We start from the raw sequence: 11,700 nt of genomic DNA, 5'->3' as shown, positions 1-11,700 counted from the left end.
GGTCAACCTGCACATTTAACTCGACTACTTTGCACCCTAACTGCTCACAATAAACTTGTATGCACCTGTAAACATCTCTGCCTACTTTGTTCTTCAATATTCTGAACCTATACTTTGGTGTCCAGACTATATGATATTGACATCGCCAATACACATGCGATGCTTTCTCGTATCTACTCATGTTTTTTCCTTATATGACTTCGCTAAAAATCAAGTAAGGAATTAACATGAGTATTTTTTCAGGCAAAGCCTAAATGATGATAACCACCTACTGAAGTAGGTGGTTTAGGGCCGAAAATAAAAAGGCGCGACCTTGGGTCACGCCTTCTGGGCAGAACTTATTGCGTTTTATAATGCAGCAAAGACATCGTCAGTTTTTGCAGCACAAATAAAATCGTTTCTATGTAAGCCTTTAATTGAGTGGCTCCACCACGTAACAGTCACTTTGCCCCACTCTGTAAGTAAACCTGGGTGATGGCCTTCTTCTTCAGCCATATCACCTACTTTATTTGTAAATTCAAGTGCTTGTTTAAAGTTTTTAAACTTATACACACGCTCTAATTGCATAATGCCGTCGCGCACTTCTGGTACCCAATCAGGGATCATTTTAATTAATTCTGCTAACTCAGCATCAGATACTTTCGGCGCATCAGCACGACACGCTTCACACTTTTGTGTGCTTAATGAAGACATTATAAATCCTTAACTTGCTAATTTTTCTTTAGGTGGAAACTTTGGCTCATGAAGCCCTAATTCTTTTGCTTTACTCACCAATGACATGATATCCATTTGTGAGATATCAAATAAGTCATTAATCGAATTAATGGTGTAGTACACAGGCTGCATTATATCAATACGGTACGGTGTGCGAAGCACATCCAGTACATTCATTGCATTGATTTCTGGTTTATCAGAGTACACGTACTGCGTTTCACCTGGGCTTGATAAAATACCGCCACCATAAATACGCAAGCCTTGGTCTGTTTGCATTAAACCAAACTCAACAGTAAACCAGTATAAACGTGCCAGATACACGCGATCTTTTTTCTCTGCTGCATACCCTAATTGACCGTATTTATGCGTAAACTCAGCAAATGCAGGGTTTGTTAACATTGCACAGTGACCAAAAATTTCGTGGAAAATATCTGGCTCTTGTAAGTAGTCAAACTCTTCACGGGTGCGAATAAACGTGGCCACGGGGAATTGCTTATTAGCTAACAAACGGAAAAACTCGTCAAAATCAATTAACGCAGGCACAGGCGCAACTTGCCAGCCGGTGGTTTTTTCCAGTACTTCGTTTAATTCACTTAATTGGGGAATACGATCTGAAGGAAGGTTTATTTTTTTTAAACCCTCAAGGTATTCATTGCAGGCTTTGCCTTCAATGCAAGCGAGTTGGCGAGCAACCAGCTCAGACCATATTTTGTTTTCGTCTTCGCTCCAATGGATCACCCCATTTTCATCGGGTTGCTTGGAGGTGTAATTACTTGCTTTAGCCATAATAACCTTCTTCGTTAAATCTTGATCAGCACGATAAGAATCACTTTAACTTGTTAAGTCGATACTATGTAAAAGTAAGCGAGATTTTAATAGTTTTGGGTGTTTCTACTGTTTGCAGAAACACCTCTACTGTAAATAAAAAATTACACCAAAAGATCTAAATGTTTACACACCCCGTTAAATAAGGGCTAAAACACCATTTTAGTGTAAGCTAAAATTAACACCCTACCCAATAGATGTAAATGCAGTTTTAAGATCGTTAATTATATCGTTAACATCCTCTAAGCCGACTGATAAGCGAATTAATCCATCACTAATCCCAGCCGCAGCCCGTTCTTCTGGTGTATAGGGAGAGTGAGTCATAGACGCGGGATGCTGAATGAGGGTTTCAGCGTCACCTAAACTCACTGCTAACGTACAAAGCTGGGTATTATTAATGAAGGTTTCACCTTGTTCTAGGGTGCCTTTAATTTCGAACGCGATCACACCACCCGCTGCTTTCATTTGTGTACCAATAAACTTATGACCTTGATGTGATTTAAGGCCAGGATAATAAACCTTGCTCACCAACGGGTGCTGCTCTAAAAACTCAGCAACCACTTGGGCACTCGCACAATGGCGCTCCATTCGTACTGCAAGCGTTTTTAATCCTCGGTTTATTAACCAGGCATCATGTGGACTAATCGTTGCGCCAATATCTTTGAGCACGGTCATTTTTATTAAATTAATGTGCTCATTAGAACCACACACAATGCCAGCAACCACATCGCCATGTCCGTTCAAATATTTAGTCGCACTGTGAATAACAATATCGATGCCATATGAAGTGGGTTGCTGAAGTAAAGGCGTTAAAAAAGTATTATCAATAACACTGAGCAACTTATGTTGCTTCGCGACTTCTGCAATTAAGCTTAAATCAAGCACCGTCATGGTTGGGTTTATCGGCGTCTCAGCAAAAATCATTTTACTGTTTGGTTTAACAGCAGCACGTAACGCGGCTTCATCGCTCATATCAACAAAACTGACTTCTATACCGAAGCGAGGCAGCATGTGAGCAAAAAAAGCAAAAGTACAACCGTAGAGTGCACTTGATGCCACAAGGTGGTCACCATGCTGTAAAAAGCTTAATACTGAGGCTGATACTGCGCCCATTCCCGTTGCTGTTGCTGCAGCCGCTTCACAATTTTCAAGTTGTGCAACTTTTTGCTCTAACTCTTGCGTTGTTGGGTTACCTAAGCGAGTGTAAATAAACCCCTGCTCTTCACCAGCAAAACGTGCAGCCCCTTGTGCTGCACTCGTGAACGCAAATGTTGAGGTTTGATAAAGTGGCGCACTCAGTGCGCCGTGAGGATCATTTGGCTTTTCTGGACCATGGATACATTGTGTATGTAAGTGATGCTTAGTCATTGTCTGTTCTCGTTTTTATTATCAGTACTTCATACTCATAAATAAAACGCACATACAGCCTAACCACAAGCATGCCGGATGCTCAGATGGCTAAATATCACTCAACCGTTTTTATTAACTGTACACAAATGTTGTCATTGAGTCTTTTCGGTGTCTTTATCGCTGCTGCGCGAGGCTATTTTTCGCGCAATACTATTAGCCGTTTCTTTTAATAGGCTACGTTTGTGCTCTAAACGTGGCAATGGCCTACTTAACTCCATGGCTTTATAGCCAATGCGAGCAGTAAAAATACCGGCGCTAAGCCCTTGCGCGGCACGGCCCGACAATTTACCCAACAGCTCTGCACTGAGTGCCGTTGCAGCCAGATCGGACACCAGTTCAGCACTGCCTACAAAAAGCACTTGTTTGATCAACAAGCGATACAATTTTATGCGACTTGCATAACCAAAACCAATGCCATAAATACGACCAATTTGCTCAATTAATTTAGTGCCACGCCAAAGTACCGCCATCATATCAACCAGTGCAAGTGGGCTTAATGCCACCAATAAGCCCGATTCTGTGGCAAACCGATTAATCAGTTTCTTTGCTTGCTGATCTTGGCTGACTAATAAGCTGTCTGCATATAACGTCATGATTTCTTTGTCGGTATGATGACTGGCTATTTGTGTTTTAAAGTCATCAAAGCCTGTGAGTGCTTGATGTTTATTGAGTTTCTCAAGCCAAGGCAGCGCTTCACCTACTTGCTCACTATTAAGTAATCGATCAGCCTCTGTACGATGTAGCTGATTGCGCTTTAAGCTACGCAGCATGCGATACTCACGCCAAATAACACGGCTAATCAAGAGCACGCCACTTAGTACCGCAGTTAAATACACTGAACCGACAATAATCGACTGCTGAAACGCCACATACAGCGACATACCAAATTCAAGCAAGACCAAGACTAAAAAGCTCACAACAAAAAGGCTTTTTAATGTTTGCCATTTTGACTTTCTGTATACCGGTGCCAGTTCTATGTCGTCAGTTAATTCGTCATCGTTTTCAATAAACTCTGCATTTTCAATTACCTTTGCAGCTGTAAGCTCCTCAGTCGGTGCTTCATTTGCTGCAGAGCTCGCAATACGGCGCCCAGCTTGAAAATCAACCTCGTTCGGCTGTTTACTCATGTTAGTTTATCTCCTATCAGATACTGCATGACATGATCTAAACGAATATGCTTTAACCGTTTATCAGGGCATGGCAATGGCGAAAACGACAAAAACTCAAAGCCTTGTGCTGGCCACTCGTGTTTATTCAATAGTCGTGAAGGTGGCTGGGGGGGTAAATAAGTGACCCACTCATGCTCGCCCAATGGTTTACCGTAAATACAGGCTAATTGCTGGCCTTTTTCTACAACTTGACGCGGCTCTGTCGCACAAATTGACGACATAGCCATGGTTTCAATTTGTACGCCTTCAAACTTTAAATGGTTGCTTTGATCATGCACGATTGAATCAAGCAATAATGCTAAGTCTTTATGATACTGCGCGCTAATATGGTCTGATTTATTTGCAGCAAACAACAGCTTGTCGATGTTAGGTTTAAACAAACGTTTAAAGAAACTGGCTTCACCGTAATTAAAGTGTGCAAGCAATTGGTTTATTACACGACTTTGCTCATGTAACGTTTCGGCCCCTTCGTTCAATGCACTCAAGACATCCACCAGCACAATTTGTCGGTCAAAATGGCGAAAATGTTGCTCATAAAATGGCTTCACAACTTCTTTTACGTAGGCCTTATAGCGCTTTTTAAGGTGCGCTAAATTTGACCCTTCAGCGATTTCCTCTGGTACGTTTGCGACCGGGAAAAACTGCAGTAAGGGGGCACCTTTAAGTTCACCCGGCATCAACATTCGCCCGGGTTGTAACATGGCAAGTTTGGTATCTTGCTTTAAACTGGTGAGTAACTGCTGGTACAGTGCTGCCACCTCAGCAAGTAAACTTTCATCAACACTGGACGATAAATCGAGCTCTGCAAGTGCAGATAAAAATGGCTGAGCTTTTTCATTGCGCGCCGTTTGCATAAGCAATGAATATTGTAACTCACACCAATCAGCAAATGACTGCTCAAGCATTGGCAAGTCGAGTAACCATTCACCTGGGTAATCAATGATGTCTAAATACAAAGTGGATTGCGGTGCAAAATGACCACGAAGCCCGGCATTACTTTGATACTTGATTGCCAGTCGCAGTGTGTTGATACGCTCAGTTGATGCTGGCCATGCCGGTTCATCTTCCAGGGGCAATAATGATGACAAAGCCTGATTATATGCAAACGTTGGAATGGTGAGAGCTTGCTGAGGCACCACTTTGGTTGCAATATGGCGTTTTTCACGCATTACATTAAAAAATGGTAGGTTTTTATCATCAGCTTGACTGGTTAAATGCTTAACAAGTGCGGTTATAAACGCCGTTTTACCACTGCCACTTAATCCTGTTACAGCAAGTTTCACGTGTTGATCTAAACCACGATGCAGCGCTTTTTCGGCTTTGTTTTTTAATTTATTAAAGGTGTTCTTTGCAAATGATTGGCTCATACAGTGTCTAGCACCCTATTTGCGCTTGGTTTCACATTGCAAACAAGGTGCTTTAAAATCCTTTAAAGTTTGTTAATTTCACGGCTAACCGTAAATTCTGTTGAGGTGACATAGCGTTCCATCTCTTGTAAACGACCATCAACTCGCGCAAGACGCTCTTTTAAATCTTGCAGTGCACGGCGAGGTGGTTCCCCTTTTTGCCATACTTTAAATTTCACTTCAAGCGGGTCTTGGTGAATACTGTCGCCAGTTTTCATTGTTTTCTCTGATGGTTTCTTATCTAAAATAAACCACGCAGCAATGTAAGCAACAACAATAAATGGCCCACCCGATAACAACACTGCGGTGACGACAAGAATACGTACGAGCCAAAGCTCCATATTAAAGTAGTCGCTGATACCCGCGCACACACCGGCTATTTTACCGCGCTCTGCGTCTCTGAATAATTCGCGTTTGGTACTCATACTTTACGTCTCCACTGTGGAGCCTCTTGATCAAGTAAGGCTTCTAATGTTTCAACTCGCTCTGCCATTTTGTCTGCTTTTTGTGCAAGCTCTAACAGCTGGCGATGTTCGTGTTCACTTAAACCTTGACTCACTTGCTTTTTACTACGGTAGTGTAAAATAAGCCAAAGTGGGGCAACAACCACCATAAATACAATAATGGGTGCCATCAAAACTTCTGCGTCGAACATGATTCTCTCCTGTCAATCCGTTATGTGTTTAAGCATTGGGGGACTTGCCCCCATTTTTTATTTTTTATCTGCCAGTTTTTTCTTAAGCTCAGCAAGCTCATCATCAATCTTTTCGTCTTGCTGTAGACCCGCAATTTCGTCAGCTAATGATTTTTTACCAAGATCATAAGACTCTATTTGAGATTCTAGACCATCGATCTTGTTTTCGTAACGTTCGAAGCGGTTTAGCGCATCTTCCACTTTTGAGCTATCAAGCGCTTTTTTCACTTCTAAACGTGACTCAGCTGAACGTTGACGTAAAATAATCGCTTTTTGACGTGATTTAGCATCAGCCAGCTTCTCTTGTAACGTGCTTACTTCTTGCTGAAGCTTTGCAATATGAGATTCAACATGCTCAAGCTCAGATTCAACAGCAGCCACAGCATCCGCAGACTTTTGCTTTTCAATCAGTGCTGCACGCGCTAAGTCATCACGGTCTTTGCTTAGTGCTAACTCCGCTTTTTCTTGCCAATCAGCAACCTGTACTTTTAATGTATCAACGCGACGTACTAATTCTTTTTTCTCAGCAAGTGTTTTTGCTGACGTAGAGCGTACTTCTACTAATGTATCTTCCATCTCTTGGATGATCAGACGAACCATTTTTTCTGGGTCTTCTGCTTTATCTAAGATGGCATTGATATTAGAATTAACGATGTCTGCAAAACGTGAAAAAATTCCCATAACATTTACCTCTTTGGTGTTTTAACTTAATCAGTTGGTATATCTAGTATCAATATGCTTGCCAACTTTTATAAAGCTAGAATAACTTAATATATTCAAACAGTTAAACTAAATTTATAAATTTCTTTAGTTCTCTCAGATAATGAAATACACTAGATCTTAGTAAAAATGACTAAGAGTTAGGGAATATGAGCCAATTTCGCCAACAGGATAATTTACTCGGCCAATCTGACAGCTTTTTAAGCGTGCTGGATCAAGTATCACAGCTGGCTAGTTTAGATAAACCAGTGCTTATTATTGGTGAACGCGGTACAGGTAAAGAACTGATTGCAGCGCGTTTACATTTTTTATCGAAACGCTGGGAACAGAACTATATCAAGCTCAACTGTGCGGCGCTTAACGAGAACCTACTCGAAAGTGAATTATTTGGCCATGAAAGCGGGGCTTTTACCGGAGCAAGTAAACGCCATGAAGGTCGCTTTGAACGCGCCAACAGTGGCACGCTGTTTTTAGATGAATTAGCCAACACCTCAGCGATGGTGCAAGAAAAACTGTTACGCGTTATTGAATATGGTGAGTTTGAGCGTGTCGGCGGTAAGCAAACCGTTAAAGTAGATACTCGCCTTGTGTGCGCAACAAATGAAGACCTACCAAGTCTTGCAGAGCAAGGTGAGTTTAGAAGCGACCTACTTGATCGTCTCGCTTTTGATGTTATTACCCTGCCCCCGCTTCGTGAACGCCAAGAAGATATTATGTTACTTGCAGAACAGTTTGCGATTAATATGGCGCGTGATCTTGAGTGGGAGCTATTTAGTGGCTTTACTCGCAGCGCTACCGAAACACTGCAGTCATACGACTGGCCGGGTAATATTCGTGAATTAAAAAATGTTGTTGAACGAAGTTTGTATCGTCACGGCAATGAACATATTCCCGTTCACCAGATTATTTTAGACCCATTTGCCAGCAAATTCAGACCTAAGCAACGTATTAAAGGCAGTAGTAACAGTGCACCAATTGCACATATAGAACATGCGGTTACACCCCCTTCACAGGCGCAAGAGTCAGTATCACTAAGCAAACCTGAAATTCAGTTTCCTTGTAACTTGAAACAACTTTCCAATGACTTTGAAATTGATGTCATAAAAAAAGCATTGGAACACAGTCAATTTAATCAAAAGAAAACTGCAGAACAGCTCGAATTAACGTATCATCAATTACGTGGCTATTTGAAAAAATACAATTTATTAGACCAGCAGCAATAGTTAGAGGCTAATCAGGTGTATAAACCGTTACTTGCTTTGTCTTTGGTATGCTTAGTAGGCTGCCTAGATAGCGAAGAAAAAACCACTGAACAAAAAAATCAGGGCTTAGTGTATTGCGCTGAGGCTAACCCGGTGTCGTTTAATCCACAAGTAACGACCACGGGCTCAACCATTGATATTATTGCTAATCAGCTTTATGACCGCCTATTGAGTATCGACCCTGTGTCTGCTGAATTTCAGGCGGAACTTGCCACCGATTGGAAAATCAGTCCAGACGGCAAGTCCATCACTTTTACTTTACGAAAAGGGGTGAAGTTTCATACTACCAAGTACTTTACACCGAGCCGTGATTTTAATGCCGATGACGTCATTTTTACCTTTAGCCGCTTATTTGATGTATACAATCCCTATCATTTTGTGGGTGATGCCAATTACCCGTATTTTCAAAGTGTCGGTATTGATCAATTAATTCGCCGCATTGTGCGTGTTTCTGACTACCAGGTGCGCTTTGAACTTTATAATGCTGAAAGCAGCTTTTTAGCGAACCTTGCAACCGATTTTGCCGTGGTGCTATCAAAAGAATACGCCATGCAATTAAAAGAGCGAAAGCAAGAAAACCTCTTTGACCAGTACCCCGTTGGCACGGGCCCTTATGTGTACAGAGAATACCGTCGCGATCGCTTAATTCGCTATTACCGTAATCCTGATTATTGGAAACACCCTGTGGTGCTTGAGCAATTGGTTTACGACATAACGCCAAATGGCACCACCCGTGTCGCCAAAATGCTGACCAAAGAATGCGATGTAACCGCTCACCCTAGCAGCGCACAATTAAGTATTTTAGCTGAACGAGACGATATTAACGTTCAAAAAGAGCAAAACCTTAATATTGGTTATTGGGCATTTAATACTGAGCGTCCACCGTTTGATGATATTCGTGTGCGCCAAGCACTGGCCAGCGCGATTGATGTCGACAAAATCATGCAAGCAGTTTACTACGGTAATGGTATTAAGGCGCAATCGTTACTGCCACCAGCCTCTTGGGCTTTTGAAGCACAAAAAGCGATGCCTGAATTCAATCCTGAACTTGCGAAAACACTGCTTGCAGAGGCCGGCTATAAAAATGGCTTTGATATGAATATCTGGGCCATGCCAGTCAGCCGAATTTATAACCCAAATGCCCGTAAAATGGCGGAGCTGATGCAAAGTGATCTGCGCAAAATCGGGGTTAACGTGAGTATTGTGGAATACGAATGGAATACCTTTTTACAACGCGTTGGTGAACACCGCCACGATAGCGTGTTACTCGGCTGGGCAGCCGATACGCCCGACCCCGACAACTTTATGAGCCCATTGCTAAGTTGCACAGCAACTTTTAGTGGTAAAAATCCGGCAAACTGGTGTAACCCTGAATTTGATTTATTACTCACTCAAGCGCTCGACACCACCGATTTAGAAAAACGGAAGCAATTTTACAATCAAGCTCAGCGCATTATTGTACAAGAGTTGCCGATTCTGCCAATTGCCCACGGCATGCGTTTTCAAGCATCTAGCAGCGATGTGAAAGGGATAAGTTTAAGCCCGTTTGGCGGTATTTCACTGGCTAACGCGAGGAAAGAATAATGATACTTGATTATATTCTTCGCCGCTTAGCGCTGTTAATGTTTATGATGCTGACATTAAGTATTTTTACTTTTTCGTTAAGCTATTTATTCCCCGGTGATGCCTTAACCAATTTAAGTGGTATTACCAACAGCACTTTTTCGCAAACCAGCGTGCTTGAAGAAAAGTTCCACTTTACTGAAAATTATGCCGTGCAATACTTCGCGTTTTTAGAGCGCATCGTCCAAGGAGATTGGGGGGTATCGTTCGCCTCTGGTGAAAGTGTATTTCAGCATATTGTTGACCTATTTCCTGCCACACTCGAGCTGAGTACCTATGCGCTTATCGTGTCAGTGGTCGTCGGCGTGCCAAGCGGTATTTTAGCCGCTGCTTATTACAGACGTTGGCCCGATAAATTCATTAACTCAGGCACACTCATTGGCTATTCAATGCCCGTATTTTGGTTAGCACTGCTGTTAATAATGGTGTTTTCACTGCAGTTAGGCTGGTTTCCGATGTCGGGTCGTATGGGGTTACTTTACGAGATTGAACCTGTCACAGGGTTCATTTTGATAGATATCATTGCGGGAGACTTTCCGTATCATGGCATGGCTTTTGTGGATGCATTACACCACCTAACATTGCCAACTATCGTTTTGGCTATGTACCCAACAACCGTGTTGGTGCGCTTTACGCGCGATTCAATGCTCAAAGTGCTTGATCAAAGTTACATTAAAACAGCACGTGCTAAAGGGTTAAACCGCGCCCAGCTCATTATTCATCATGCCCTTAGAAATGCGTTATTGCCTGTGATAAAGCAAATCGGCTTACAATTTAGTACGCTGATCACCCTTGCGATGATCACCGAGGTCATTTTCTCATGGCCCGGCATAGGCCGATGGTTAATTGACAGTATTTATCAACGCGATTACCCCGCTATTCAAGGCGGCTTATTGGCTGTGTCTATGTTCGTAATTTTAGCAACGATTGTCGCAGAGCTCACTTACACTCTATTCGACCCACTCTCGCGGAACCAAGCTCATGGCAAAGTTTAATTTATTCTCTGAAGAGTCGAATAAATCGCCGTTGGCGCGATTTTGGCGTAAATTTAAAACCAACCACCCTGCACTTGTTGGCTTATGGTTATTTATTGCCTTTGCTTTACTGGCTGCATCAGCCCCTTTACTTGCCCCTTATGGCGTAAACCAGCAGCACAGCGATGCGTTATTATTGCCGCCGTCATGGCATGATGCCGGTGATGTTCGGTTTCTATTAGGCACCGATGATTTGGGCCGCGATGTGTTGTCGCGATTAATGAATGGCGCAACTTACACATTTGGCTTATCTGTTGTAGCAGCCCTTATCACCACGGTTATTGGGGTTTTGGTAGGCACTTTTGCGGGCATTAGTCGTGGTATTCGTTCAAGCTTTTTAAATCACTTACTCGACATTACCTTGTCGATTCCCTCGTTGCTTTTAGCCATAATTATTATCGCGATTCTTGGTCCTGGCTTAATGAACACCGTGTGGGCAATTATCCTTGCTCTTCTGCCACAGTTTATCCACTCTGTTCGAAACCTGATTGTTGAAGAGCTCAATAAAGATTATATCACCGCCTTTAAACTAGATGGTGCGTCTAACTGGCACATATTAGCCCGAGGAATTTTCCCGAATATCTACGAACATATCGTGGTTATATTCACAATGGCACTTTCTACAGCAATATTAGATATCTCAGCACTGGGCTTTTTAAAGCTCGGTGCACAGCCGCCAACCACTGAATGGGGTGCGATTTTGGCCGAAAACCTTGGTTTAATTTACCTTGCCCCTTGGACTGTGGGTTTACCCGGCGTATTATTATTTTTAGCTGTGCTGTCTACCAATTTGGTGGGTGATGGTTTACGCCAAGTGCTTAAAGAACGTAAGGCCGACTAGTT

Annotated in this window: 13 protein-coding genes; 4 read left to right on the top strand and 9 right to left on the bottom strand. The window is 42.5% G+C overall.

What is annotated here, in order from left to right; genetic code table 11:
- From tnpA to pspA, 9 genes are all read right to left on the bottom strand, one after another.
- A partial coding sequence (gene tnpA / locus LPA49_RS20910; protein WP_230236583.1) for an IS200/IS605 family transposase occupies window positions 1-181 on the bottom strand: 181 nt, incomplete at its 3' end.
- A 167-nt stretch (window positions 182-348) separates the two neighbouring features.
- The gene (locus LPA49_RS20905; protein WP_230237720.1) at window positions 349-693 is read right to left on the bottom strand and encodes a 4a-hydroxytetrahydrobiopterin dehydratase; all 345 of its coding nucleotides are present in this window, start codon (window positions 691-693) and stop codon (window positions 349-351) included.
- Window positions 694-702: 9 nt separating this feature from the next.
- On the bottom strand, window positions 703-1,500 hold the full coding sequence (gene phhA / locus LPA49_RS20900) for a phenylalanine 4-monooxygenase (RefSeq protein ID WP_036969774.1): 798 nt from the start codon (window positions 1,498-1,500) through the stop codon (window positions 703-705).
- A 225-nt stretch (window positions 1,501-1,725) separates the two neighbouring features.
- Window positions 1,726-2,907 carry a methionine gamma-lyase gene (megL, locus tag LPA49_RS20895; protein WP_074988625.1) on the bottom strand — a complete coding sequence of 394 codons (1,182 nt, stop codon included), beginning with the start codon at window positions 2,905-2,907 and terminating at the stop codon, window positions 1,726-1,728.
- 134 nt (window positions 2,908-3,041) lie between these two features.
- Window positions 3,042-4,076, bottom strand: coding sequence for a YcjF family protein (locus LPA49_RS20890; RefSeq protein ID WP_036969781.1), 1,035 nt, complete (start codon window positions 4,074-4,076; stop codon window positions 3,042-3,044).
- Window positions 4,073-5,485 (bottom strand): YcjX family protein, encoded by a 1,413-nt coding sequence (locus tag LPA49_RS20885; protein WP_199524573.1) that lies wholly within the window; start codon window positions 5,483-5,485, stop codon window positions 4,073-4,075. Before LPA49_RS20885 ends, LPA49_RS20890 begins: the two co-directional genes overlap by 4 nt.
- Before the next feature lie 62 nt (window positions 5,486-5,547).
- Window positions 5,548-5,949, bottom strand: coding sequence for an envelope stress response membrane protein PspC (gene pspC / locus LPA49_RS20880; protein WP_036969787.1), 402 nt, complete (start codon window positions 5,947-5,949; stop codon window positions 5,548-5,550).
- On the bottom strand, window positions 5,946-6,179 hold the full coding sequence (pspB, locus tag LPA49_RS20875; RefSeq protein WP_036969793.1) for an envelope stress response membrane protein PspB: 234 nt from the start codon (window positions 6,177-6,179) through the stop codon (window positions 5,946-5,948). Before pspB ends, pspC begins: the two co-directional genes overlap by 4 nt.
- A gap of 57 nt (window positions 6,180-6,236) precedes the next feature.
- Window positions 6,237-6,899 carry a phage shock protein PspA gene (gene pspA, locus LPA49_RS20870; protein ID WP_036969796.1) on the bottom strand — a complete coding sequence of 221 codons (663 nt, stop codon included), beginning with the start codon at window positions 6,897-6,899 and terminating at the stop codon, window positions 6,237-6,239.
- A gap of 188 nt (window positions 6,900-7,087) precedes the next feature.
- On the opposite strand from pspA, the gene pspF reads away from it, so the two are divergent.
- The 4 genes from pspF to LPA49_RS20850 are packed head-to-tail and all read left to right on the top strand — an operon-like array spanning window position 7,088 to window position 11,698.
- On the top strand, window positions 7,088-8,161 hold the full coding sequence (gene pspF / locus LPA49_RS20865) for a phage shock protein operon transcriptional activator (protein WP_036969799.1): 1,074 nt from the start codon (window positions 7,088-7,090) through the stop codon (window positions 8,159-8,161).
- Window positions 8,162-8,176: 15 nt separating this feature from the next.
- Window positions 8,177-9,784 carry an ABC transporter substrate-binding protein gene (locus tag LPA49_RS20860; protein ID WP_036969802.1) on the top strand — a complete coding sequence of 536 codons (1,608 nt, stop codon included), beginning with the start codon at window positions 8,177-8,179 and terminating at the stop codon, window positions 9,782-9,784.
- Window positions 9,784-10,818 (top strand): ABC transporter permease subunit, encoded by a 1,035-nt coding sequence (locus LPA49_RS20855; RefSeq protein ID WP_036969807.1) that lies wholly within the window; start codon window positions 9,784-9,786, stop codon window positions 10,816-10,818. Before LPA49_RS20860 ends, LPA49_RS20855 begins: the two co-directional genes overlap by 1 nt.
- Complete coding sequence (locus LPA49_RS20850) at window positions 10,805-11,698, top strand: ABC transporter permease subunit (protein WP_036969812.1); 894 nt, start codon at window positions 10,805-10,807, stop codon at window positions 11,696-11,698. The genes LPA49_RS20855 and LPA49_RS20850 overlap by 14 nt, the downstream gene beginning before the upstream one ends.
- Window positions 11,699-11,700: the final 2 nt, after the last annotated feature.

Origin of the sequence: Pseudoalteromonas sp. MB41 (genome assembly GCF_020966275.1) — a bacterium.
Lineage (GTDB): Bacteria > Pseudomonadota > Gammaproteobacteria > Enterobacterales > Alteromonadaceae > Pseudoalteromonas > Pseudoalteromonas lipolytica.
The sequence above is the reverse complement of the archived record's forward strand: the minus strand, read 5'-3'. Positions and strand labels throughout refer to the sequence as shown.

Coding starts and splice junctions, on each gene's coding strand:
- LPA49_RS20905 (WP_230237720.1), bottom strand. CDS start 693: ATGTCTTCATTAAGCACACAAAAGTGTGAAGCGTGTCGTGCTGATGCG.
- phhA (WP_036969774.1), bottom strand. CDS start 1,500: ATGGCTAAAGCAAGTAATTACACCTCCAAGCAACCCGATGAAAATGGG.
- megL (WP_074988625.1), bottom strand. CDS start 2,907: ATGACTAAGCATCACTTACATACACAATGTATCCATGGTCCAGAAAAG.
- LPA49_RS20890 (WP_036969781.1), bottom strand. CDS start 4,076: ATGAGTAAACAGCCGAACGAGGTTGATTTTCAAGCTGGGCGCCGTATT.
- LPA49_RS20885 (WP_199524573.1), bottom strand. CDS start 5,485: ATGAGCCAATCATTTGCAAAGAACACCTTTAATAAATTAAAAAACAAA.
- pspC (WP_036969787.1), bottom strand. CDS start 5,949: ATGAGTACCAAACGCGAATTATTCAGAGACGCAGAGCGCGGTAAAATA.
- pspB (WP_036969793.1), bottom strand. CDS start 6,179: ATGTTCGACGCAGAAGTTTTGATGGCACCCATTATTGTATTTATGGTG.
- pspA (WP_036969796.1), bottom strand. CDS start 6,899: ATGGGAATTTTTTCACGTTTTGCAGACATCGTTAATTCTAATATCAAT.
- pspF (WP_036969799.1), top strand. CDS start 7,088: ATGAGCCAATTTCGCCAACAGGATAATTTACTCGGCCAATCTGACAGC.
- LPA49_RS20855 (WP_036969807.1), top strand. CDS start 9,784: ATGATACTTGATTATATTCTTCGCCGCTTAGCGCTGTTAATGTTTATG.
- LPA49_RS20850 (WP_036969812.1), top strand. CDS start 10,805: ATGGCAAAGTTTAATTTATTCTCTGAAGAGTCGAATAAATCGCCGTTG.